23 protein-coding genes are annotated in these 23,354 nt (G+C 44.2%); 12 read left to right on the plus strand and 11 right to left on the minus strand.

All coding sequences use genetic code 11. From position 1 onward, the window contains the following. Nucleotides 1-35 precede the first annotated feature (35 nt). Genes K7R10_RS06095 through radC form a run of 3 tightly spaced genes read right to left on the minus strand, consistent with a single transcriptional unit; the run spans nt 36 to nt 2,720 of the window. Nucleotides 36-731, minus strand: coding sequence for a YjjG family noncanonical pyrimidine nucleotidase (locus tag K7R10_RS06095; RefSeq protein ID WP_224483798.1), 696 nt, complete (start codon nt 729-731; stop codon nt 36-38). Continuing rightward, the gene (locus K7R10_RS06100) at nt 728-2,020 is read right to left on the minus strand and encodes a DUF7033 domain-containing protein (protein ID WP_224483799.1); all 1,293 of its coding nucleotides are present in this window, start codon (nt 2,018-2,020) and stop codon (nt 728-730) included. Before K7R10_RS06100 ends, K7R10_RS06095 begins: the two co-directional genes overlap by 4 nt. Nucleotide 2,021: 1 nt before the next feature. After that, nucleotides 2,022-2,720: a RadC family protein gene (radC, locus tag K7R10_RS06105; protein WP_224483800.1), complete on the minus strand. Its 699-nt coding sequence runs from the start codon at nt 2,718-2,720 to the stop codon at nt 2,022-2,024. Between the two features lie 62 nt (nt 2,721-2,782). Between radC and K7R10_RS06110 the strand changes: the two genes are divergently transcribed. Then, a complete protein-coding gene (locus K7R10_RS06110; protein WP_224483801.1) occupies nt 2,783-3,232 on the plus strand; it encodes a DUF1569 domain-containing protein in 450 nt (149 codons plus the stop codon). 12 nt (nt 3,233-3,244) lie between these two features. On the opposite strand, the gene K7R10_RS06115 is transcribed toward K7R10_RS06110, so the two are convergent. From K7R10_RS06115 to K7R10_RS06135, 5 genes are all read right to left on the minus strand, one after another. Further along, nucleotides 3,245-4,600, minus strand: coding sequence for a UDP-N-acetylmuramate--L-alanine ligase (locus tag K7R10_RS06115; protein ID WP_224483802.1), 1,356 nt, complete (start codon nt 4,598-4,600; stop codon nt 3,245-3,247). Nucleotides 4,601-4,642: 42 nt separating this feature from the next. Next, nucleotides 4,643-5,530: a tetratricopeptide repeat protein gene (locus tag K7R10_RS06120; RefSeq protein WP_224483803.1), complete on the minus strand. Its 888-nt coding sequence runs from the start codon at nt 5,528-5,530 to the stop codon at nt 4,643-4,645. An 83-nt stretch (nt 5,531-5,613) separates the two neighbouring features. Beyond that, nucleotides 5,614-6,138, minus strand: coding sequence for a DUF4136 domain-containing protein (locus tag K7R10_RS06125; RefSeq protein WP_224483804.1), 525 nt, complete (start codon nt 6,136-6,138; stop codon nt 5,614-5,616). 43 nt (nt 6,139-6,181) lie between these two features. Continuing rightward, nucleotides 6,182-7,222 (minus strand): GTPase ObgE, encoded by a 1,041-nt coding sequence (gene obgE, locus K7R10_RS06130; protein ID WP_224483805.1) that lies wholly within the window; start codon nt 7,220-7,222, stop codon nt 6,182-6,184. A gap of 36 nt (nt 7,223-7,258) precedes the next feature. Continuing rightward, on the minus strand, nt 7,259-8,383 hold the full coding sequence (locus K7R10_RS06135; RefSeq protein ID WP_224483806.1) for an adenylate kinase: 1,125 nt from the start codon (nt 8,381-8,383) through the stop codon (nt 7,259-7,261). A 145-nt stretch (nt 8,384-8,528) separates the two neighbouring features. On the opposite strand from K7R10_RS06135, the gene K7R10_RS06140 reads away from it, so the two are divergent. The 3 genes from K7R10_RS06140 (at nt 8,529) to K7R10_RS06150 (ending at nt 12,290) form a co-directional block, all read left to right on the plus strand. Next, entirely contained in the window at nt 8,529-9,698 is a 1,170-nt protein-coding gene (locus tag K7R10_RS06140) for a 5-(carboxyamino)imidazole ribonucleotide synthase (protein ID WP_224483807.1), read from the plus strand. Nucleotides 9,699-9,702: 4 nt separating this feature from the next. After that, the gene (purE, locus tag K7R10_RS06145; protein ID WP_224483808.1) at nt 9,703-10,191 is read left to right on the plus strand and encodes a 5-(carboxyamino)imidazole ribonucleotide mutase; all 489 of its coding nucleotides are present in this window, start codon (nt 9,703-9,705) and stop codon (nt 10,189-10,191) included. Nucleotides 10,192-10,256: 65 nt separating this feature from the next. Continuing rightward, entirely contained in the window at nt 10,257-12,290 is a 2,034-nt protein-coding gene (locus K7R10_RS06150; RefSeq protein ID WP_224483809.1) for a M3 family metallopeptidase, read from the plus strand. A 50-nt stretch (nt 12,291-12,340) separates the two neighbouring features. Here the strand turns inward: K7R10_RS06150 and K7R10_RS06155 are convergent, their stop codons facing one another. Then, nucleotides 12,341-12,718 carry a rhodanese-like domain-containing protein gene (locus K7R10_RS06155; RefSeq protein ID WP_224483810.1) on the minus strand — a complete coding sequence of 126 codons (378 nt, stop codon included), beginning with the start codon at nt 12,716-12,718 and terminating at the stop codon, nt 12,341-12,343. A gap of 77 nt (nt 12,719-12,795) precedes the next feature. Between K7R10_RS06155 and K7R10_RS06160 the strand changes: the two genes are divergently transcribed. Together K7R10_RS06160 and K7R10_RS06165 are read left to right on the plus strand one after the other, a co-directional pair. Next, nucleotides 12,796-13,353, plus strand: coding sequence for a sigma-70 family RNA polymerase sigma factor (locus K7R10_RS06160; protein ID WP_224483811.1), 558 nt, complete (start codon nt 12,796-12,798; stop codon nt 13,351-13,353). 13 nt (nt 13,354-13,366) lie between these two features. Then, nucleotides 13,367-13,618, plus strand: a complete 252-nt coding sequence (locus K7R10_RS06165) for a hypothetical protein (RefSeq protein WP_224483812.1) — start codon at nt 13,367-13,369, stop codon at nt 13,616-13,618. On the opposite strand, the gene K7R10_RS06170 is transcribed toward K7R10_RS06165, so the two are convergent. Next, a complete protein-coding gene (locus K7R10_RS06170) occupies nt 13,595-14,410 on the minus strand; it encodes a hypothetical protein (protein WP_224483813.1) in 816 nt (271 codons plus the stop codon). The two genes, K7R10_RS06165 and K7R10_RS06170, sit on opposite strands and share 24 nt — an antisense overlap. Nucleotides 14,411-14,557: 147 nt before the next feature. Between K7R10_RS06170 and gcvP the strand changes: the two genes are divergently transcribed. The 4 genes from gcvP (at nt 14,558) to K7R10_RS06190 (ending at nt 20,088) form a co-directional block, all read left to right on the plus strand. Next, on the plus strand, nt 14,558-17,407 hold the full coding sequence (gene gcvP / locus K7R10_RS06175; protein WP_224483814.1) for an aminomethyl-transferring glycine dehydrogenase: 2,850 nt from the start codon (nt 14,558-14,560) through the stop codon (nt 17,405-17,407). Nucleotides 17,408-17,567: 160 nt separating this feature from the next. Next, nucleotides 17,568-18,632: a 3-oxoacyl-ACP synthase III family protein gene (locus K7R10_RS06180; protein WP_224483815.1), complete on the plus strand. Its 1,065-nt coding sequence runs from the start codon at nt 17,568-17,570 to the stop codon at nt 18,630-18,632. Nucleotides 18,633-18,695: 63 nt separating this feature from the next. Then, nucleotides 18,696-19,217 carry a class I SAM-dependent methyltransferase gene (locus K7R10_RS06185; RefSeq protein WP_224483816.1) on the plus strand — a complete coding sequence of 174 codons (522 nt, stop codon included), beginning with the start codon at nt 18,696-18,698 and terminating at the stop codon, nt 19,215-19,217. Continuing rightward, entirely contained in the window at nt 19,201-20,088 is an 888-nt protein-coding gene (locus tag K7R10_RS06190; RefSeq protein WP_370631299.1) for a glycosyltransferase family 2 protein, read from the plus strand. The genes K7R10_RS06185 and K7R10_RS06190 overlap by 17 nt, the downstream gene beginning before the upstream one ends. Here K7R10_RS06190 and pafA read toward each other — a convergent pair. After that, nucleotides 20,078-21,736 carry an alkaline phosphatase PafA gene (pafA, locus tag K7R10_RS06195; RefSeq protein ID WP_224483817.1) on the minus strand — a complete coding sequence of 553 codons (1,659 nt, stop codon included), beginning with the start codon at nt 21,734-21,736 and terminating at the stop codon, nt 20,078-20,080. The genes K7R10_RS06190 and pafA overlap by 11 nt on opposite strands. Before the next feature lie 112 nt (nt 21,737-21,848). Here pafA and K7R10_RS06200 point away from each other — a divergent pair, with 112 nt between their 5' ends. After that, nucleotides 21,849-22,586: an MlaE family ABC transporter permease gene (locus K7R10_RS06200; protein WP_224483818.1), complete on the plus strand. Its 738-nt coding sequence runs from the start codon at nt 21,849-21,851 to the stop codon at nt 22,584-22,586. Then, nucleotides 22,586-23,353, plus strand: coding sequence for an ABC transporter ATP-binding protein (locus K7R10_RS06205; protein WP_224483819.1), 768 nt, complete (start codon nt 22,586-22,588; stop codon nt 23,351-23,353). Before K7R10_RS06200 ends, K7R10_RS06205 begins: the two co-directional genes overlap by 1 nt. Nucleotide 23,354: the final 1 nt, after the last annotated feature.

The following is a 23,354-nucleotide window of genomic DNA, read 5'->3' on the forward strand; positions in this document are numbered from 1 at the left end:
TATTAATTAAACGCAAATATGATTCCCCTATTGCTTCAGAGGATGGTTTTAATGTCGGTCAGGCGTTTAATTTCTATAATTCCGTCCGGGGCTGTTTCATTTTTTGAATTGTAGTAAACTGCTTGCATTCCGACCGATAAGGCGCCGAGAACATCAGCTTCGAGACTGTCCCCGATCATCACGGCACTTTCGGGCCTTACAGCTGCCTTTTTGAGCGCGAGATGAAAGATGTAGGGATTCGGTTTTTTAACTCCGGCCATCTCAGAATTCACCACTATATCAAAGAAATGATCGATTCCTGAATTGATCAGTTTACCTTTCTGTACGGCGGCAAAACCATTGGTTATTATATGCAGCCGATAGGTTTCTTTAAGATAATTTAAAATCTCTTCAGCATCTGAAAAAAGATGATTAAAAGTCGGTAAATACGTTAAGTAGTCGTTGGCAATTTTTTTGATCTTCCGGTTATCGATCTTATAATTAAGTTTATCAAATACGGTCTTCAGTCTTATATGACGCAGTTCATCCTTGGTGATACGATCCTCGCGAAACATTCTCCAGAACTTCAGATTAGCAGGAACATATTCCCTGAGAAAAATCTCTAATTCCAGCTCAATCGCGTTCTCAGGAAGAATACGGGCAAAGGTCAGTGCCGAATTCCGTTCGAAATCCCACAAGGTGTGGTCAAGATCGAAAAACACATCGGTTACCTTTCCCCTTTCTTTGATCATACTTCCTCTGAAATAAGTTTTTTATAAAGGTCTGTCCATTTATTGGGCTCATCAAAATGCAGCACTTCATTCGAGAACACCATATTAAAATGCCCATTCACCTTTTGAACTTCGGCTTTGCATTTTTCGATGGTGCCAAGTGCCTTTTTAAAATTAACGAACTTGTAGAGGGCAGTATATTGTACACAAAAAGGATTCACTCTTATGGGCAATAACTCTTCAAAACTGATATCATAAAAGTAGAATGGCGTACAGGTTCCCGCCCTGAAACCCGCCTCATAAGAATACCCCATCGTGTAATCTTCATTGAACTCTGCCTCCACTGATTTGCGGTAAGTGTCTGGTATATTAATCCTGTTAAAACGATGGCGAATACGCTTTACAGGCCTGTTGATAAAATTTATAAGACGCTTTCGCTCCATCTTCAGCCGCCTGGTATCTTTAAAAGACTGGTAGGAGGCCATAAGTGAAACAATGCTGTAATCAGCCACCTCTTTTACCTTAGCTCTGAAATTCTTGTTATGATAGGAAATGCTTTTATCATATGTGGCATAATCTCCGATAAGGAAGAAGAATATGGCCGGAACCTTGCTGTTACGGTGTAAGCTCGTTAATTCGTCGAATACATCAAAAGGGTCCTGCCTGAAACCCGTCAGCGTAAGAAATCGACGTAACAGATTTCTGAACTTCAGACCGGTCAGATCGACGGCACTGCCTCCCAGCGTTCTGATGATACCTCTTTTTTTATATCGATAAATAACAGGTATATCTATGATCATAGTCTGCTGAAATTCACGGTTCCCGAAAGTGATATCAGGAAACTTTTCCTGCAGCGCCTCCTTAAGCTTCTGCACCCAGATATCAACTACCGGCTTTTGAAGGAACTCATTTTTAAAAGCCAGACTTTCCTTTACCGGAAAGCGACCGTGTTCGTCTTTTACATGGGGCAGGTATTCTTCATAACGGCTTATTAAATAAAACGAAGCGGCAAACACATCAAAGGGAATGGCACTTTTCTCTGAGGTGGCAAAAAAAGCCGGAACGTCATCCCATATCTGAATACCGATCTCATGATCAGAGATGCCTTGTTCAAATAGTAACTCATGGCTTTTTATAAAGAATTCATTTTGTAAAGGCTGTTTGGTATAGGTGATCTTGGGGCCCTCATGTGCTATGAAGTCTTCAACCTTGGTGGTTAGCTCAACCTCGATCTGCAGCATCGTATTGAATACGTGCTTCATGATATAGGTCAGTCTGGGAGTTATTTTATAGGTGTAAACTAATAGCATATCAAATCAATCCTTCATCTGCAAAGCTAAAGTAGTTTTTTTCAGTCACAATAAGATGATCTAATAATTTGATATCTATGCTTTCAGCTGCCCGTTTCATCTTGCTGGTCAATTGCTTATCGGTCTCACTTGGCACCAAGGTACCCGAAGGATGATTATGACCGAGTATCATGGCCGTGGCATTTATCTCAAGGGCCTTCTTCAAAGCCAGACGTACATCTACCAGCGTACCGGTGATACCTCCCTTGCTGAGCTGAGTAAGGGTTATAACCTTATTCGAATTATTGAGATACATGATCCAGAACTCTTCATGAGCGAGATCTGCCATACCAGGAAGAAAACAGAGGTAAGCCGATTCGCTGTTTACGATACGATGCCTCTCAAGTTCAACTCCGTTCCCTCTTCTTCGCCCCAGTTCCAGGGCAGCCGTAATGGCAACCGCCTTCGCTTCTCCCACACCATGAAACTGCATCAGTTGAGCAATGCTCAAACGACCGAGTTCCTGTAAATTATTGCTGGCAGATGCGAGTATACGTTTTGATAATTGCACCGCACTCTCCGATCGACTTCCGCTGCTTAAGAGAATAGCGATCAATTCAGCATCACTGAGAGCTGCTTTCCCTTTCTGAAGGAGCTTCTCACGAGGCCGATCATCTATATTCCAGTTTTTAATCGAAAAAGATGAGGGTTTTTCTTTCATAGACTAAATATAGTAAACATTCGAAATAATGTTGTATTTTGAATGCTAATAAAGCCAGACACGTGAAATCTCTTTTCAATAATACCCATTACCAGGAAATTCTTGATCGCATCGAAAAATTATCCCCTGACACCGAAGCAAAGTGGGGGAAAATGAGCGTTTCGCAAATGCTGCATCATTGTCAGGCGCCTCTGAAGATCGCTCTGGAAAAACAGGAGGTCGAACCGCCCGGATGGATACAAAAAACAGTAGCGAAGTTATTTAAATCAAAACTTTACAATGATTCGCCCTGGCAAAAAAGCCTGCCTACTCTTCCCGAATTCAAGGTAAGAGAGGAAAAGGACTTCGAGCACGAAAAATTCCTGCTACTACAGAACATCACTGATTTTCACCACCGAAAGGATAAAGAGGAATGGCCACCTCATCCGGTGTTTGGTCATTTCAACAAGGAACAGTGGGGCAAGATGCAATACAAACATCTTGACCACCATCTCACCCAGTTCGGCGTTTAGCTATATCTACCTTCAGGCGATAGCATTCTCAAGCCTATTGAAATCAAGCCCCCCATAATCTCCGCTGCTCATCAACAACAGGGAGCTGTTTTGAAAATCAAGGCCGTACAGGTAGGAACGAAGTTTTTCCGGATCGGTAAACACCTTCAGGTCTTTGCGTCGAAAAGCCTTGCTGATCTGTTCTTCGGTTAGTTTTTCCAGTTTTTTAATCTTCAGTGCCTCCGGTGAAAAGAATACAAGGGCTTCATCTGCACTATCAAGCGAACCGGCGTATTGGTCTATAAATTCAGCGTTCAGACTACTATAGGTATGGAGCTCCAGACACGCGATCAATTTTCTTTCCGGATACTGCTCTTTTACTGCTGTAGTAGTAGCCTTAACCTTACTGGGAGCATGCGCAAAATCTTTGAAAACAGCTGCGTCATCTGATTCTGCAAGAACTTCCAGTCTTTTTGAAGCTCCTTTAAATGAAGCGATCGCCTCATAGAAATCTTCCTCATCAACGCCCATATGCTGACAAATCCATTTTGCTCCTGAAAGATTATTCAGGTTATGCCTTCCAAAAACCTCGACAGGCATTTCCCCTTCGGGTGTCTCTATTAAAGTAACGCCGTCTTCAACGGTAAATTCATGGGTGTAATAAGGTATTTTTCGAATTGGATTCTCTACATCATTTACCAGGTCTTTCAAGACCTCATCTTCTGCATTATAGGTCAGGCTTCCCCCTTCTACTATGGTATCTGCGAAAAGTCTGAATTGTTCCACATAATTTTCAAAGGTCGGGAACACGTTTATATGATCCCAGGCGATACCACTAAGGAGCGCGATATTTGGTTTATAAAGATGAAATTTTGGTCGTCTGTCAACAGGAGATGACAGGTATTCGTCACCCTCAAGAACAATAAAATCATTTTCATCGGTAAGGCGTACCATGGTATCAAAACCCTCCAGTTGAGCTCCTACCATATAATCGACCGAAATATCATGATATTTCAAAACGTGAAGTATCATTGAGGTAATGGTGGTTTTCCCATGACTTCCACCGATCACCACGCGGGTTTTATCTTTAGATTGCTCATAAATAAACTCCGGGTAGGAATATATCTTCAGGCCTAACTGCTGGGCCTTTTGTAATTCAGGATTATCTGGTTTGGCATGCATACCCAGTATCACGGCGTCAAGATCTTCAGTGATCTTTTCGGGAAACCACCCGAACTCATCGGGCAACAGACCTTTCGCTTCCAACCGGGTTTTTGAAGGTTCAAAAATAACATCGTCGCTCCCGCTTATGCTGTACCCTTTCTCCGAGAGGGCAATGGCAAGATTATGCATGGCACTTCCGCCTATTGCGATAAAATGGATATTCACGAAAATAACTTTAAGATTACTGAGGTCAAAGGTAAGAAATATTCAACGCGCCAACAGCTCCTTTTCGGCAGTAGCTTCAGCAAAATCAGGGTCTTCGGCAAGGGCCATGTCAATATATTTTGCCGCGATACCTTCCTGTCCTTTATGCCGGTATATCCGGGCCAGGTGATAGTAAACCCATTTGAGCTTAACCCGACTTCCCGGTTCATATCTGTCTTTGAAAGCATTCAAATGCCAGATCCCTGCATCCAGCTCCGTCTGATATCTCGATGCGATCTTCCCAAGCTGATAATGCACATTGACTCTGGGATAGTTCTCCCCTACCGTCTCCCTATACTCCATGGCCGTCTTATATAACTCTTCTGCCTTCTGTTCATTATTGCGGTATTCTTCTATATATCCCCTGGCAAGCCATTCTTCAATTTCTGAAATATCACCGAGACCATCTGCCACCTCGTATGCCTTATTATAGCTACCGCCCAATACTCCCGGTACTTTCAGGTAATATTCTATCAAGGCCCACCTGCTGTCTCTGTGCTTTGGATCCAGAGCTGCAGCCCTTTTGAACCGGTCTTCGATCCTGCTTATTAGGGGAAGCGCCTTTAGCTTATTCTGCATGGCAATCATGGCCATTATACCCCCCAACCGATATTGATATTCTGCATTCAGGGGGTGCTCTTCAACCAGTATTTCATAATATTCCTGAGATTTTTCCCATTGGTCAATGGTGGCATAGAAGTCTCCCAATTCCCTCATGGTAAACTCCGTGCTGTCATTTTTATGCCATTGAAGAAGTTTCTGCCTTGCGCGGTCGTAATCCTGACTGAGAAGTAAAGAGTCGATTTCCGGCCTACGGTCTGCCTGGGCCCATAAACCCGAACAAAGTGCAGAGTAACAAAGAATAAAGCAAAAGATTCGGTGCAGGTTCATCACGGTATTACATTTTAATGAATATACAAAAAGCACATCAGAAAAAGGACAGACCGCAGCGTAGTCATGGCCGGTATTTTCAGCTACTTCCTTTCAGGAGGGAAGTTGGAAAACACCTGATCTACCACTTTCTGGAGTTTCTCTTCCCGCTTTAAGGGAGTAGTACTCTCTTTATAGGCCGTTTCAGATACCGCCTGCCAGATAAGTTCATCTTTTTTCACATCGACAACATCGAAAACGATCTCTCTCCTTTCTGAATAGTCACCTCCTACAGGAACGGCCATTCCAAGACCTCCTCCCACATTACCCCCTGTACCTCCCATGCCGATGGAAATACTGCTGCTCTGTGGCTTGGCATAAATACGGGAATAAATATTGACATACAGATCTGGAGTCTCACTTCTATTAAAACCTTTAGACTCCATTTTTTCAGCAAGAATATTTAGTAGCCGCTTCTCATTTAGCGGACTCAAACCGGTAACCATCTGTGGAAAGTACCCAAAGGACGAATACGCTGCATAATCAGCATCCCTGTCGTAATCATAATTCACCTTTACCGAACTACATGCCGCTAAAAGCAGAATACCAATAACCCACATCTTTCTCATACATTTAAATGTAGGGAATTAAAACCGGTTTTAAAAGGGTATGTCAGGAGTCGGTCGACCCGGTAGAAACAGGATCAGGTTCCTGCCTGTCAATGATCTTCCAGAGCCTGTCTTTCAGCTCTTGAATATTCATTTGAGCTACCGAAGAAATAAACATATACTCTGTATCACCAAATGCTTTATCCAGTTCAATACGCATTTCAGCCTTCAGTTCTTCATCCAGCATATCGGCTTTCGAAATGGCTATAAGGCGATCTTTATCCAGTAATTCCGGATTATATTTTCGAAGTTCATTAAGTAAAACTTCGTACTCTTCAGCAATATCCTTACTATCGGCAGGTATGAGAAATAACAGGGTCGCATTTCGCTCTATATGCCTCAGAAAGTAATGCCCAAGGCCTTTTCCTTCTGCAGCACCCTCAATGATCCCCGGAATATCAGCCATGACAAATGACTGAAAATCACGGTATTGAACAATACCCAGATTCGGTTTCAGAGTAGTGAATTCGTAATCAGCTATCTTAGGCTTGGCAGAAGTTATGACAGACAGAAGTGTGGATTTTCCGGCGTTGGGAAAGCCAACCAGACCTACGTCGGCCAGCACTTTCAGTTCGAGCGTGATATCGCGCTCCTGTCCGGGAATACCCGGTTGTGCATATCGGGGAGTCTGATTGGTCGAAGACTTAAAATGCCAGTTTCCTCTTCCTCCCATTCCTCCTTCAAGCACCACCTTTTCCTGCCCGTCTTCTGTAATCTCAAAGAGGACCTCACCGGTATCGGTATCTTTTACAACGGTACCCAACGGCACTTCCATTACAGCATCAGTGCCATCGGCTCCTGTACTGCGGTTGCTTCCGCCGTGCTCTCCGTGTCCGGCCTTAAAATGCTTCTTAAATTTGAAGTGGAAAAGAGTCCACAGGTTCTTATTCCCCCTGATGATCACGTGACCTCCACGACCGCCGTCTCCACCGTCAGGACCGCCTTTCGCGACATATTTTTCCCTGTGCAGGTGAGACGAGCCTTTACCGCCATTACCTGAGGATATATGAAGTTTCACATAATCTACAAAATTCCCTTCCGTCATTACTTCTTATTTAAGATTTATGGTCAGAGCGCTGTCTCAGACACTCTGATTCTGATGTATGGAGTCGATCACCCCTGTAAGGCGTTTCGTAATATCTTCGATCTCTCCAACCCCGTTTACGCGGTGCAGTTTTCCCTGCTCTTCGTAGTAAGAAAGAACAGGAGCTGTTTTCTCGTTGTATTCAGCAAAACGCTTCTTGATCTTTTCCTTGTCCTGATCATCGCTTCTTCCGCTTACTTTCCCGCGCTCAAGCAGTCGTTCGATAAGCACTTCGTCATCGGCTTCAAGAGCGATGGTAGCGTGAATCTTCATTCCTTTAGACTCCATCAGGTCATCAAGGGCTTTGGCCTGAGCTTTGGTTCGTGGGAAACCGTCAAAGATAAAGCCTTCTGCCTCTGTTGAATTCTCAACCTCAGCATTAAGCATTTTAATAGTCACCTCATCGGGAACGAGCTCTCCCTTATCGATGTATGATTTCGCCAATGTACCCAGTTCGGTTCCGTTTTTAATATTGTAACGAAAAACATCTCCGGTTGAAATATGCTTAAGATTATACTTCTCCTTGAGAAAGTTAGCCTGTGTTCCTTTTCCTGCACCCGGCTTCCCGAACAGTACTAAATTGATCATATCCTTTTCTTTTATTTGATAAACTTCTGGTAAATTTCTTCCCAATTCATCATAATCCAGACCATAACCTACGATAAACCGATTCGGTATCTTGATCCCCACATAATCGATATTATATTCCCCACTATAAACATCGGGTTTATAAAACATCGAAGCGATCTTAAACTGCTTCACCTTAAACTCAGAAAACATGGCTACCAACTCCTTCACCGTGTTACCGGTATCGATTATATCTTCGAGTATGATCACGCTTTTCCCTTCGATATCTTCGGGTGGATCAAGCAAGGTTTCCACTATTCCGGTGGAAGAAAACCCACGGTAAGAACTGAGCTTCACAAAGCTGACCTCGCAAGGCTGATCGTATCGCTTGAGAAAATCGGAAGCGAACATAAAAGCCCCGTTCAGCACACAGATAAATATGGGAGTCTCATCTTTAAAATCGGCCTTAACCTCTTCAACCATGCGCCCGACGGCCTCTTCGATCTCAGAAGCGGCTATAAACGGCTCAAACAGTTTGTCGTGAAGTCTGATCAAGGTTTTTGAATTATAGAAAAGCAAAGATAATATAATGAAAATTCTTTTGCGGGGAAATAGCCTGATTTCCGACCTCATTTAAGAATTAACTGTATTTTTGTGCTGCTACCGGAAACGTTTTATCTATCTATTAAATGATCATTTTATGAACTACTTTTCCTCTGGATTTAAGCTCGGTATACTTGGTGGCGGACAATTGGGAAAAATGCTGTTGTATGAAACCCGAAAGTTCGACATACACACACTGGTGATGGATCCCAGCGAAGATGCACCCTGCCGAATGAGCTGCAATGAGTTCTTCACGGGCGATCTGATGAATTTCGACCAGGTCTATGAATTTGGCAAAAAAGCAGACCTGCTTACAATCGAGATCGAGAATGTCAATGTTGATGCCCTCGAAAAACTGGAGAAAGAAGGCACTCCCGTATACCCTTCTTCGAAAACTCTGCGAACCATTCAAAACAAAGCGAAACAAAAACTTTTCTATACCGACCACAACATCCCGACGGCTCCTTACTCACGATTCGCATATCCTGAAGAACTTTTAAGTGCAGTTAAAAACAACAGCCTTGAATTTCCATTCGTATGGAAAAGTGCCCGATTCGGATATGACGGTCAGGGAGTGAAGATCATTCGCACGTATTCTGACCTCGAAGGCCTTCCGGATCAGGAATGTATAGCTGAAAAACTCATTCCTTTTAAGAATGAACTGGCAGTAATCGTAGCACGAAACGTATCTGGAGAGGTAAAAACCTACCCCGTGGTGGAAATGGAATTTCACCCTGAGGCTAATCAGGTGGAATACGTACTCTGCCCCGCCCGGATCCCCGATTCGGTGGCGAAGAAAGCGCAATACGTAGCACTTAAGGTTTCTCAGGCTTTTGAACATGTGGGACTACTCGCAGTTGAAATGTTCCAGACCAAAGACGACGAGATTCTGGTAAACGAGGTAGCGCCCAGACCTCACAACAGCGGACATTACAGTATCGAAGCCAGTTACACCAATCAATTTGAACAACATATCAGAGCTATCTTAGATCTTCCCCTAGGAAGAACCGATAGCAAAGTTGCAGGTATTATGGTCAATCTGGTTGGCGAAGAAGGCTACAAAGGCCCCGTAAACTACGAGAACATTGATGCCATTATGAAAATGGATGGAGTGACGCCTCATATCTACGGAAAGAAGGAAACCCGCCCCTTCAGAAAAATGGGTCATGTCACCATAGTCGACCCCGATATCGATAAAGCCAGAACAGTAGCCGGACTCGTAAAAAAGACCATTAAAGTAACCAGCAACCAACATATAAAAGAATAATATCATGGGAAAAGTTGCCATTATCATGGGAAGCACCAGCGATCTGCCTGTTATGCAGGAAGCTGTTGACATTCTTCGTTCATTTGGGATAGAAACAGAAGTCGATATCGTATCGGCTCACAGAACCCCGGAAAAACTTTATGACTTCAGCAAGAATGCTCATAAACGCGGCATCAGTGTCATCATTGCAGGAGCCGGCGGAGCCGCTCACCTGCCCGGCATGGTGGCCTCCATGTCTCCGCTTCCGGTGATCGGAGTGCCGGTGAAGAGCAGAAATTCTATAGACGGCTGGGATTCTGTATTATCTATCCTCCAGATGCCCGGAGGAGTACCTGTAGCCACAGTAGCCCTTGATGGTGCAAAAAACGCAGGTATTCTTGCAGCTCAGATTCTGGGTAGCAGTGATCACAGCATTCTGGAAAAGATTGAAGCATACAAAGAAAGTTTAAAGGAAAAGGTGATCAAAGGTGCCCAGGAGGTAAAGAACCACTAGAGATTCTGAAAAGGAAATCACTCAGAGCAGATGTAAAAATGATAATTTGAAAAATTGAAATGCATATGGAAAACATCCTGAATAAACCCTTTCATACCAAACACCATACTGTGCCGTTCTCACAGATCGGAAACGATCACTTCTTACCGGCTATCAAGGAGGCTATCGAAGATACACGGAAAGAGATCAGTGCGATCACTGAAAATCCGGAACCGCCGACCTTCTCCAATACTATCGAGGCACTTGAATTTGCAGGAGAGCAACTGGACAGGATCACTTCGGTGTTCTTCAATCTGAACAGCGCCGAGACCAATGAAACCATTCAAAAAACAGCCCAGGAGGTATCTCCCCTTTTATCTGAATTCGCCAACGACATCACCCTGAACGAAAAGCTTTTTGAACGGGTTAAGAAGGTGTATGAAGAAAGAGAACAATTACAACTCAACAGAGAACAGGAACAGCTGCTCGACAAAAAATATAAAAGTTTTGCCCGCAACGGCGCAAACCTTCCGGAAAACAAAAAGGAAGAGCTTAGAAAGATAGACAAAGAGCTATCTACCCTGAGCCTTAGATTTGGCGAAAACGTACTTGCAGAAACCAATCGCTACGAACTTCACTTAACCGATCAAAATGACCTTAAGGGACTTCCTGAAGGAGTTGTCGAAGCAGCCAAAGAAGAGGCGGAGAATCGCGATAAAGAAGGCTGGGTCTTCACCTTAAACTACCCTAGCTACATACCATTCATGACCTATGCAGAAAACCGCGAGAAAAGAAGGGAACTGCATTTGGCTTTTGGCAGCAAATGCATCAAGGGAGATGAATACGACAACCGCGAAACCATAAAGCGCATCATAAGCCTGAGACACCAAAGGGCGAAGCTCCTGGGGTATCCTTCTCATGCTGCCTTCATACTTGAAGAGCGAATGGCAGAAGCCCCTGAGAAGGTGATGGATTTCCTGCAGGAGCTATTGCAAAAGGCAAAACCTGCCGCTAAGAGAGAATTCGATCAACTTTCAAGTTTCGCTGGAGAAAAAGATGACCTCCCCCAACTGCAAAAGTGGGATGGCGCTTATTACACCGAGAAACTCAAACAGGAACTATTCGATCTTGACGATGAAAAACTAAAGCCCTATTTTAAGCTGGATAACGTTGTGTCGGGTGTGTTCACCATCGCCGAAAGACTTTACGGCCTGCACTTTAACGAAACAACAGAGATCGACCGATACCACAAAGAGGTCAAAACCTATGAAGTGCTTAACGAGAAGGGCGAACTGGTGGCTGTATTCTATGCCGATTTTCATCCGCGTCCCGGAAAAAGAAACGGAGCCTGGATGACGGTTTATAAGCCTCAGTATGTCAAAAACGGTCAGGATTCCCGACCGCATATATCGATCGTATGCAATTTCACCAGGCCAACAGCGACCAAGCCATCTTTATTAACCTTTAATGAAGTAACCACCCTTTTTCATGAATTCGGCCACGCTCTTCACGGCATGCTGGCTCAAACCACCTATCCGAGTCTGAGCGGAACAAGTGTATACTGGGATTTTGTAGAACTACCGAGCCAGGTTATGGAAAACTGGTGCTATGAAAAGGAGGCTCTCGAACTGTTTGCAAAACACTACCAGACGGGAGAGACCCTTCCTATGTCTTATATCGAAAAGATTAAAGAATCAGCCACGTTTATGGAAGGGATGCAAACCCTGCGTCAACTGAGTTTTGGCCTGCTTGACATGAGCTACCACTCCGGTAACCCTACAGAGATTGAAGACATTAAAAAGCATGAACAATCGGTTTTTTCTCAAACAGATCTCTACCCTGATGTGAACCAAACCTGCATGAGCACCTCTTTTTCTCATATTTTCCAGGGAGGTTATTCAGCGGGTTACTACAGCTATAAATGGGCCGAAGTGCTCGACGCAGACGCTTTCGAACTTTTTAAAGAAAAAGGCATTTTTAACCGCGAGGTATCTGAACTGTTCAGGGAACACATATTATCTAAGGGTGGCACAGAAAACCCTATGGACCTTTACATTAAATTCAGAGGAAAAAAGCCCGCACCGGAGGCCCTGCTCAGAAGAGCCGGATTGTTAAAATAATGCATCAGACGATAATTAGATCCCGACAGGCCCGTATATCACATACGGGCTTATTGTTTTTTATTCTTCTCGCTCCAGGCCGCGTAGCCTCCGTCAAGATTATAGATTTTCCTAAAACCAAGAGAATCGAGTTTTGCCGACGCCTGAGCACTACGGTTACCCGATCGGCAGTACAACAGAACCGGGTCTCCTGCATTATCTCTGATTACCTCCATCACCTCTTTCAGGAAGGCATCACTGTACCAATCGATGTTTATCGCCTCAGGAAGGTGACCTTCCTGATATTCCTCAGGGGTTCTAACATCGATCAACACCCCTTTCTCTTTCAAATCATCAGGAACCTTATTAATATCTAAAGTATTCACCTGAGCTGTGAGTGAAACCAATCCGGTAAAGATCAGCATCACAATTAAATAAATGGTTTTCATACGTATTGGTCTTTAACCATAAAATTACAAAAAGATTAATTCAACTTTTAACCTTAACTTTATACTAAAATTCTAACATGCCTGAACGCAAACTTGACCCGGCACAATGGGTAGACCGCTACGCAGACTACCTCTTTAACTATACCATAGTGAGGGTTAACGATCGGATCATCGCAGAAGACCTGGTTCAGGAGACTTTTTTAGCTGCTCTGAAATCTGCCAAAAGTTTTAAGGGAAAGGCCAGCGAACGAACCTGGCTCATTTCGATCTTAAAAAGGAAGATCATCGATTACTATCGCAAGAACAATTCTGCCAAAGGCAAAGCCGAGGTCAAAATCAATTATAACGATACAGATGAGCAAAATGGTGAATGGCTGGAAGAACAGGTTGCCGATGCCTTCGATATTAATGCCGAAGACGCTATGCAAAACGAAGAGCTGGGCCTGGCTATTCAGCAGTGCATTTCCCGGCTTCCTGAAAAGCAAGCCGAGGTCTTCACCAAAAAGACGATCGAAGGAATGGAAACAGAAGATATTTGTAAAGAATTGAATATCACTCCGTCTAATCTTTGGGTAATCATCCACAGAGCACGGACCTCACTGATCGAATGTCTGGAAAAAAACTGGTTTAAATAACAACTATCCCGATATGCTGATAATTAACTGTAAAGAAGCTGCCAATATCTGTGATAAGGCTCAATATAATGAGGCTAAATCTCTGGAAAAGCTACAACTAAGACTTCACATTCTTTATTGCGGAATTTGCCGAAGCCACAGCAGAAAAAATGCCGAACTCACTAAATTATGTTCTAAGGCTAAACTGGAAGTGATGAACAAAGAGTCAAAAGATCGTCTGAAGAAGGAGATCGACACTTATTCAAAGATCGAACAGCAACAATAACAGCCACCAGAACAGGGGAACACTTTCTACCAGCAGCGACTCGTAATAAGGAACTTGGTTCTTCTTGCTGCCTAACAACAAAATCGCCATTACCACCGCTACCACACCTTCAACCCTCAGGCTCATTTCACTCCCCTCAAAACCCTGTTTAACAAATGTCATCGAAAGAAAGATCAACAATAGCATAAGCCCGATCTTTTTGGCTCCTTTGAGTCCGAATTGCTGGGGTAAGGTAGCAAGTCGCGGATCGTCTTTCTGCAGATCACGAATCTCAAAAGGAATGGTCAGAATCACCACCATCATAAATCTTTGAACAGACTCGGTCAGCATAAGCACTATTTCACCTTCCTTTGCTATGGACCAGGGCAAAACCACAGTACATAAAGTCCAGGCCAGAGCTACCAGGTATATTTTGATACCTTTGAAATTTCGCAAATTGGTTTGAAAACTTCTGAGAGGCACACTATATAACAACACCAGCAAAAGCACCGCAATAAACCAGCCGTAAGGCATCTGATCTATTTTAAAAAAGAACCACAGGCCGGCAGCGAAGCATAAGAAACTGAACACCTGTATCGCCCTTACATAACTCCCCCTAACATAAATATACTTTTCAGCCTCGGTAGCGTACTTGATGAAATTATAACTGACTATGGTTCCGAAAAACAATGCCCAACTGTAATTCGGGTCTGCCTCAAACCCCAAATTCAACCCGGTCACCTGCACCAGGGCAAACACTGCAAAGGCAACATGAATGCTGGCATCGAGATAGAAGTTTACTATTTTCCGCAAGAAGAACACAGATTGAAATTACACAATTTTTAATTCACTCGGCCAGGGAGTTTCCGATTTGTTAAAGGCTATGGAAAAACGCTTTCTAATCACAAGATTATACGTATTTTTGCGCCAAAATCAAGTCACACAGATTAGTACAGTGCTATGAGAACAGACGCTTTTGTCAACAGACATTTGGGGCCCAGAAAAAAAGACCTCAATAAAATGCTTAACACGGTTGGAGTTTCTGACATCGAAGAGCTGATATACGAGACCTTTCCTGATGGAATTCGACTCAAATCAGAACTCGAACTCCCTGAAGCCTTGTCTGAGTATGAATTTTTAAGACATATCGAAGAGCTGGCAGATAAAAACCAGGTATTCAGATCATTTATTGGTTTAGGGTACCACGAATCTGTAACTCCTTCGGTGATCAAAAGAAATATTTTTGAAAACCCGGGATGGTATACAGCCTACACCCCTTACCAGGCAGAGATAGCTCAGGGGCGACTGGAAGCCTTACTCAACTTTCAGACCATGGTATGTGACCTTACCGGAATGGAGATTGCCAATGCTTCCCTATTAGATGAGAGCACAGCTGCAGCAGAAGCCATGACCATGCTATTCGCTGTACGTACCCGTGAACAAAAAAAGAACAACAGCGTCAAATTCTTTGTGTCTGAAGAAATTTTACCACAAACACTTGCCGTGCTGAAAACCCGTGCTCTGCCATTGGAGATCGAACTGGTGATCGGTGATCACAGGGAATTTAATTTTGGTGATGATTTCTACGGAGCCCTGCTTCAATACCCCGCAAAGCATGGTGAGGTTTTCGATTACCGTGACTTCACAGCCAAGGCCAATGAAAAGGACATCAAGGTTGCCGTTGCGGCAGATATACTTAGCCTGGTAAGCCTCACTCCTCCCGGAGAATTTGGAGCCGAGGTCGTGGTGGGAACCACGCAACGTTTTGGTATTCCTATGGGATACGGTGGGCCTCACGCTGCATTTTTCGCTACCAAAGAAGCACATAAACGAAATCTTCCAGGCCGTATCATCGGCGTATCGAAAGATATGGATGGTAATTATGCGCTGCGTATGGCTCTTCAAACCCGGGAACAGCATATCAAACGCGATAAGGCTACCTCCAATATTTGTACGGCACAGGTTCTGCTGGCTGTAATGGCCGGTATGTATTCCGTATATCACGGTCCGGAAGGACTCAAATACATCGCCAACAAGGTCCATCAATCAGCCGTTACCCTGGCCGATGCCGTTGAAAAAATGGGGCTTGAACAACTGAACGCACATTATTTCGACACCCTGAAGATCAAGGTCAATGCCAAAGCCGTCAAGACCGTGGCAGAGAAAAATAATATGAACTTCCTTTATATCGATGATGAAACCATCGGTATTTCTCTGAACGAAACCGTCTCGGCAGCCGACCTGAACACCATAGTTAAAATCCTGGCAGAGGCTACCGGTAAAGAAATCCCTGAAGGCCTTCAGATGATTGCCGGACGCAACGCTCTAAACGGACTTTCACGTACCTCTGAGTTTTTACAGAACGAGGTGTTCAACAGCTATCATTCAGAAACCGAGCTAATGCGTTATATCAAAAAGCTCGAAAGAAAAGACCTTTCATTAAATCACTCGATGATCTCACTCGGTTCCTGCACCATGAAGCTCAATGCTGCTTCTGAAATGCTGCCGCTGAGTTCAGCAAAGTGGGGAAATATTCACCCCTTCGTTCCAACCGAGCAAGCTGCCGGCTACCAGGAGGTGCTTAGGGAACTTGAGCATCAACTTAATGTGATCACCGGGTTTGCAGGGACTTCATTGCAACCTAATTCAGGAGCACAAGGAGAATACGCCGGACTGATGGTTATTCGCTCCTATCACGAATCAAAAGGCGAATCGCACAGAAACATCTGTCTGATCCCTGCCTCGGCACACGGTACCAACCCTGCCTCGGCAGTAATGGCCGGTATGAAGGTGGTGGTCACCAAAACAGATGATAAGGGAAATATCGACATGGAAGACCTGAAGAATAAGGCCGAAAAACACAGCAGTGAATTGGCCGCTCTAATGGTAACTTACCCTTCCACCCATGGAGTTTTCGAATCTTCTATCAAAGAAATCACAGCCATCATTCACGAACACGGCGGACAGGTATATATGGACGGCGCCAATATGAATGCCCAGGTTGGATTGACCAATCCTGCAACCATCGGGGCCGATGTATGCCACCTGAACCTGCATAAAACCTTTGCCATTCCTCATGGAGGCGGAGGACCCGGAGTAGGACCTATCTGTGTTGCTGAACATCTTGTGCCATTCCTGCCTTCAAATCCTGTGATCCATACAGGAGGGGCAGATGCCATCGATGCCATCTCAGCTGCACCGTGGGGAAGCGCCTCAGTATGCCTGATCTCATACGCCTATATCAAAATGCTTGGCAGCCGCGGATTGCGAATGGCTACAGAAACAGCCATACTCAATGCAAACTATATCAAGGAAAGGTTAAGCGGCCACTATGAAGTCTTATATACAGGAGAAAGAGGAAGAGCCGCACACGAAATGATTCTTGACTGCAGACCTTTTAAAAACAAAGGCATCGAAGTATCTGATATTGCAAAACGTCTTATCGACTATGGTTTTCACGCGCCGACCGTTTCGTTCCCTGTTGCCGGAACAGTGATGATCGAGCCGACCGAAAGTGAGAGCCTTGCCGAACTGGACCGATTCTGTGATACCCTAATTTCGATCAGAAAAGAAATAGAAGAGCTGGAACCAGGAGACACCAATAATGTACTGAAAAACGCTCCTCACACTCAACAAATGCTTACAGCCTCAGAGTGGAACCTGCCTTACAGCAGGGAAAAAGCAGCATACCCGCTGGAGCACCTTTATGAGAACAAATTCTGGCCATCGGTCAGAAGGGTTGACGACGCCTATGGTGATCGTAATCTCATGTGCACCTGCGCACCCATAGAAGAGTACGCAGAGGCCTGATTAGACTAGTATTTAATATAAAAGCCTCCCTCCTGTTAAAGGTTGGGAGGCTTTTTCAGTTCAGAACCTGCTGTAATTCATATTTTGGGCATCGTAATTATTAGCTCAATCGCTTTTGCGGTTACGTCCTATTTATTAGTTTAACGACAAAAAAGGAATTATGTCGATACACATCACAGGCACAGGAAGCTATATCCCTTCAGTGGTAGAAAAGAATGTACAGTTCGAACATCACAACTTTCTTAACACAGACGGAACTTCTATTGAACATCCCAATCAAGTGATCATTGAAAAATTCAAGTCTATCACGGGAATAGAAGAAAGAAGATATGCTGCCGAACATATCAGCACTTCCGACATGGCCTTTTATGCCGCCGAAAAAGCTCTGGAAAATGCCGGCACTGATCCGGAAACTCTTGATTATATCATCGTGGCGCACAACTTTGGAGACATTAAATCAGGTACTAATCAAAGCGACATGCTTCCCAGTCTGGCGGCCAGAGTAAAACACAACCTGCGTATAAAGAACACTTCCTGTGTTGCCTACGATCTGATATTCGGGTGTCCCGGCTGGCTTGAGGGAATGATACAAGGCTATGCCTTTATTCAGGCAGGACTTGCGAAAAAGTGTCTCGTTATAGGAGCAGAAACACTTTCAAGAGTGGTTGATCCGCATGACCGCGACAGCATGATCTATGCAGACGGGGCAGGCGCCACTGTTATCGAAGCCCTGGAGAATCAGGAAAGCAAAGGTATCATCACCTCTGAATCAGCAAGTTTTACCCTTGACGAAGCACAGCTGCTTTTCTATGGAAAATCAAACAACCCTGAAGATGTCACCGCAGCCAGATACATTAAAATGTACGGACGTAAAATATACGAGTTTGCGGTCACCCATGTACCCCAGGCCATGAAATCATGCCTTGACAAGAGTGGGTATCCGATCGAGAAGCTTCGGAAGGTATTTATACACCAGGCGAATGAAAAAATGGATGAAGCCATCATAAAAAGATTTTACCGTCTTTACAACATGAAGGTTCCCGCCGACGTTATGCCGATGAACATCAACAAAATGGGCAACAGCTCAGTGGCCACTATCCCCACCCTGTTCGATATGGTTAAAAAAGGAGACCTGAAAGGCCATGAGGTCAAAAAAGGAGATCTCATCATGTTTGCCAGCGTCGGGGCCGGAATGAATATCAATGCCATGATCTATGAGGTCTGATCTTCACGAGCAGCAATCCACATAAATGACAGAACTTTATATATTTGCCGGGTAAACTTATCTATGTACGAGAACAGTTACCCTCAGAAAAGGTTTGAAAAAACCATGAATTTCCTCAAAGATGTTGTAGAACCGGGCACTTCGATCCTTGATCTTGGCGTTGCAAATCCTTTGTCTGAAATCATGCAAGCCGAAGGCTATCAGGTGGAGAACACCAAAGGAGAAGACCTCGATCACGATTTCAGCAGTGTCGTTCAATCAAAAGTCGAAGTCGTTACTGCTTTCGAGATCTTTGAACATCTTCTGGCACCCTACAATGTATTGAGGGAAATCACAGCCAACCGCCTGGTTGCATCAGTACCTCTGAAATTATGGTTCGCCCCTGCTTATCGCAGTAAAACCGACATGTGGGACCGTCACTACCATGAGTTCGAGCCCTGGCAGTTTGACTGGCTGCTTGAAAAAAGTGGCTGGGAAATCAAAAAATCCGCTAAATGGACCCATCCGGTGAACCGGCTTGGCCTGCGCCCCATTCTGAGACGTTTTACACCCCGATACTACATCATTTATGCAGAACGAAAGTGACGGTGATATGCGCTACTATGTGATCATACCGGCTCATAATGAAGAAAAACACCTCTCAGAGACTCTCGATTCTCTGACAAAACAAACACTACCACCGGCCATGGTGGTTATCGTCAATGATCATTCGACCGACCGAACTGAGGAGATCATCGACAGCTACTGCGGTTCTCACTCTTTCTTTAAAAAGGTCAATAAAACTTCAGACAGCGCTCACTTACCGGGAGGCAAGGTAGTAGCCACTTTTAATAAGGGACTCGAACTACTCGATGATACTTATGATTTCCTGGTAAAGCTCGATGCTGACCTGATACTGCCTGATCATTATTTCGAAAAGATCGCTGAAACATTTTCAGAGAATCCTCATTGCGGTATTGCCGGAGGATTCGCATACGAATTGGAAAATGACACCTGGACTCTCAACCACCCCATGAAGAAAGACCATGTGAGAGGAGCTTTTAAAGCCTATCGTAAAAATTGTTTTACAGACATCGGCGGACTGCGAGTTTCCATAGGATGGGATACCGCAGACGAATTACTTGCCCGCTACTACGGTTATTCGATCATCACCGATCCGCATCTCAGAGTAAAACATCTTCGCCCTACCGGGAAGGGATACAACAAAAAAGCCCGGCTTATGCAGGGGGAAGCCATGTACCGCATGCGATATGGCTTCCCGATAACACTCATAGCGTCCATTAAAATGGCTCTGAAACAAAAAAGAACTTCAGTGGTCGCAGACAATCTACGGGGTTATTTTCATGCCATGCAGGAGCGAAAGTCCAAAATAGTCACCTCCAAACAAGGAAGGTTTATACGGCGTTTCCGCTGGAAAGGTATTACCAATCAGTTGTTTTCGTCAGCTAAGGATTAACGACCTCATTAAGAATATTTCCGGTGGTACCATTGGGAAATGGAATACCCAGCAATGCACTTATTGTAGGGGCAATGTCAGGTATAACTGTTTTCCTGCTGCTCGAGCCATGTGATATTCCCTTTCCGTAGAAGATCAATGGCACATGGGTATCATAGATGAAGGGGGTACCATGAGAGGTTCCACCATTTTTATATCCGCTGCTCAGATAGGCCGGCTTGAAGACCACGAACAGATCTCCTGACCCCTTATGATTAAAACCATTTTGAATGGCATGCGCCATTCCTGCCCGGTATTCATTTCTCGCCAATTGGTCTGAGGTAAATACACGCTCCACACCATCCAGTGTCATGGCAAAGGAAGCTAATCGCTCCCTGACCTCAGAAACCACCCATCCGTTCTCCCGGATAAGGGCATGATCAAGAAATATCTGACCATAAGCATTACTCAGCACCAAGGCATCACTGCCATAGGTTTCACTTAAAAACACGTTGACCGCTTCCCGAAATTCATCTCCCTCAAGATAACCGGCAGGGATCTTATGATCGTGTAAGTATGCCGGAACATAGGCTGCACCGTGATCTGCTGTTAAAAATACCGTGTAATTCCCCTTACCCACCTTCTCATCAAGGGTGGTTAACAGGCGCTTCAATTCGCTGTCCAGCCTGAGGTAGGTATCTTCAGTCTCCACAGCTTTGACCCCAAAACGGTGACCCACATAATCTGTACTCGAATAGCTCACCGCCAAAAAATCGGTATGAGCATCCCTCCCAAGTGCCTCTCCTTCTATAGCTGCCAGAGCAAAGTCGGTAGTGAGGGCGTTTCCGAAAGGAGTGGCCTTGATCATATCAAAACCTCCGTTTTTCTTCCACAGCTTCTTCAGGTCGTATGGAAATACCGCTTTCTTTTTTCCTTCGAAAAGGGCTTCATAAGGCGTATCATCAGGATTGCTTTCCACATAGGTAGATAATTCATACAATGGCTCCCATGTGCGTTTATAGCTTTCGGCTGTACCCGATTCATTAAAATCTTCTACCCAGCCGGGCAGACTTTCCATATAGTAGGTGCTGCTCACCCATTTACCTTCGTCTTTTCCGTGAAACCAATAGGCTGTTCCTGTAAAGCCCGCCGGCAGGACCGCTCCGCGATCTTTCATAGCTAAGGCGATACTTTTCCCCTTATAATTACCGGCCACCCGCAATTCATCTGTAATGGTCGTATTCAATAAACGATGAGGTGACATCTGCCCTGCTTCGTCTTTCGTACCAACCCCCTCAAAACGTTCATCCTCGACACAGTAGACCACAGCATCCCGGTATTTATCATACCAGCTGTTTCCCAGAATTCCATGATTGGCAGGTGTGGTCCCCGTATATACTGAAGCATGCCCGGGAGCGGTAGCTGTCGGCACATAATTGAAGTGATTGTTCTTAAACAAATATCCTTCGTTGACCAGTCTCTTGAAGCCTCCTTCCTGATAGCGATCCCAAAACCTGGTGAGGTAGTCATAGCGCATCTGATCGACGACGATGCCCACTACCAGTTTCGGACGCGAGAATGGTTCGTCTCCGGTTGTCATGTTCTGAGCCCGGGCTTCCAGATTAAAAGCAAAACTTATAAGAAGTGTAAAAGCAAAATAATGTTTCATTTGATTTAAGTAATTGAGGGATAAAATTAATATTATTAAGGCATTTATTATAAAGTAAACGTTAAACCGGAGTATTTAATTTTTCATACTTTAGCTACTCGATTCACTATTTATGCTATATCTTGAAAATATTGGTAGATATTTTTTGATGATAAAAGAGGTATTTCGTAAGCCGACCAAATGGGGCATTATGAAAAACCTTATTCTAAAGGAGATCGATGATCTGATCTACGGATCACTGGGGATCATCATCTTTATCTCATTCTTTATCGGTGGAGTTGTTGCCATTCAAACAGCTTTGAATATCGACAACCCGCTTATTCCTAAATATCTGATCGGTTTTACCACCAGACAATCTGTTATCCTGGAGTTCGCACCCACTTTTTGCTCCATTATAATGGCCGGAAAAGTCGGTTCCTATATCACTTCAAGCATCGGAACCATGAGAGTAACCGAGCAGATAGATGCCTTAGAGGTAATGGGTGTCAATTCGTTAAATTACCTCGTATTCCCAAAGATCATCGCCTTGCTGCTATACCCTTTTGTTATTGCCATTTCAATGTATCTGGGAATACTCGGAGGTTGGATCGCAGCAGTATTCGGCGATTATACCACCAACGCAGAATTCATCAAGGGACTACAGATCGACTTCAATCCGTTTCATGTATTCTACGCCTTTTTTAAAACGTTCGTTTTTGCTTTTATCCTGGCGACCATTCCTTCCTTTTATGGCTATTACATGAAAGGAGGTGCCCTGGAAGTAGGTAAGGCCAGTACTACCTCATTTGTTTGGACCAGCGTGGTGATTATTATCGTAAATTATCTTATAACTCAAATGCTTTTAGGTTAATGATCACAGTTGAAAACATACATAAATCATTTGGAGAAACTCATGTTCTAAAGGGCATTTCAACTGTTTTTGACAAAGGAAAGACCAACCTGATCATCGGGCAGAGCGGTTCGGGAAAGACTGTTTTCATAAAAACACTGCTGGGACTACACAAGCCGGACTCAGGGAGAATCATTTACAACGACCGTGTGTATTCTGAACTATCTGAAGACCAGAAGAGGCTACTGAGACAGGAGATGGGAATGGTATTTCAGGGGAGTGCACTTTTCGATTCCATGACGGTCGAACAAAATGTAATGTTCCCTCTTAAGATGTTCTCAAGTATGCCGCAGGAAGAAATGCAGGAACGGGTTGATTTTGTATTGCAACGGGTAAACCTGGTCAATGCCCACCAGAAATTACCGGCAGAACTATCAGGCGGAATGCAGAAAAGAGTGGCTATTGCTAGAGCTATTGTTAACAGGCCTAAATACCTGTTTTGCGACGAACCTAATTCAGGACTGGATCCAAAAACGGCTATCCTGATCGATAATCTCATTCAGGAGATCACACAGGAATATGATATCACTACAGTGATCAACACCCACGACATGAACTCAGTTATGGAGATTGGCGAAAAGATCGTCTTCCTGAAGAATGGGTTGAAAGAATGGGAAGGAACCAATAAAGAAATATTCAAAACCGATAACGAAGCTGTCACCAATTTCGTTTACTCTTCGGACCTCTTTAAAAAGGTTCGCCAAATGTATATTGAAGAGCGAAATTAAG

This window comes from Robertkochia aurantiaca, assembly GCF_020166495.1.
Taxonomy (GTDB): Bacteria; Bacteroidota; Bacteroidia; order Flavobacteriales; family Flavobacteriaceae; genus Robertkochia; species Robertkochia aurantiaca.

Excerpts from the sequence above, each read along its gene's own strand:
- radC (WP_224483800.1), bottom strand. The coding sequence starts at position 2,720 with ATGAAAGAAAAACCCTCATCTTTTTCGATTAAAAACTGGAATATAGAT.
- K7R10_RS06155 (WP_224483810.1), bottom strand. The coding sequence starts at position 12,718 with ATGAAAACCATTTATTTAATTGTGATGCTGATCTTTACCGGATTGGTT.
- K7R10_RS06165 (WP_224483812.1), top strand. The coding sequence starts at position 13,367 with ATGCTGATAATTAACTGTAAAGAAGCTGCCAATATCTGTGATAAGGCT.
- K7R10_RS06140 (WP_224483807.1), top strand. The coding sequence starts at position 8,529 with ATGAACTACTTTTCCTCTGGATTTAAGCTCGGTATACTTGGTGGCGGA.
- K7R10_RS06100 (WP_224483799.1), bottom strand. The coding sequence starts at position 2,020 with ATGCTATTAGTTTACACCTATAAAATAACTCCCAGACTGACCTATATC.
- K7R10_RS06190 (WP_370631299.1), top strand. The coding sequence starts at position 19,201 with ATGCAGAACGAAAGTGACGGTGATATGCGCTACTATGTGATCATACCG.
- purE (WP_224483808.1), top strand. The coding sequence starts at position 9,703 with ATGGGAAAAGTTGCCATTATCATGGGAAGCACCAGCGATCTGCCTGTT.
- K7R10_RS06160 (WP_224483811.1), top strand. The coding sequence starts at position 12,796 with ATGCCTGAACGCAAACTTGACCCGGCACAATGGGTAGACCGCTACGCA.
- K7R10_RS06185 (WP_224483816.1), top strand. The coding sequence starts at position 18,696 with ATGTACGAGAACAGTTACCCTCAGAAAAGGTTTGAAAAAACCATGAAT.
- K7R10_RS06205 (WP_224483819.1), top strand. The coding sequence starts at position 22,586 with ATGATCACAGTTGAAAACATACATAAATCATTTGGAGAAACTCATGTT.
- K7R10_RS06120 (WP_224483803.1), bottom strand. The coding sequence starts at position 5,530 with ATGAACCTGCACCGAATCTTTTGCTTTATTCTTTGTTACTCTGCACTT.
- K7R10_RS06180 (WP_224483815.1), top strand. The coding sequence starts at position 17,568 with ATGTCGATACACATCACAGGCACAGGAAGCTATATCCCTTCAGTGGTA.
- K7R10_RS06150 (WP_224483809.1), top strand. The coding sequence starts at position 10,257 with ATGGAAAACATCCTGAATAAACCCTTTCATACCAAACACCATACTGTG.
- K7R10_RS06125 (WP_224483804.1), bottom strand. The coding sequence starts at position 6,138 with ATGAGAAAGATGTGGGTTATTGGTATTCTGCTTTTAGCGGCATGTAGT.
- gcvP (WP_224483814.1), top strand. The coding sequence starts at position 14,558 with ATGAGAACAGACGCTTTTGTCAACAGACATTTGGGGCCCAGAAAAAAA.
- K7R10_RS06095 (WP_224483798.1), bottom strand. The coding sequence starts at position 731 with ATGATCAAAGAAAGGGGAAAGGTAACCGATGTGTTTTTCGATCTTGAC.
- K7R10_RS06200 (WP_224483818.1), top strand. The coding sequence starts at position 21,849 with ATGCTATATCTTGAAAATATTGGTAGATATTTTTTGATGATAAAAGAG.
- pafA (WP_224483817.1), bottom strand. The coding sequence starts at position 21,736 with ATGAAACATTATTTTGCTTTTACACTTCTTATAAGTTTTGCTTTTAAT.
- obgE (WP_224483805.1), bottom strand. The coding sequence starts at position 7,222 with ATGACGGAAGGGAATTTTGTAGATTATGTGAAACTTCATATATCCTCA.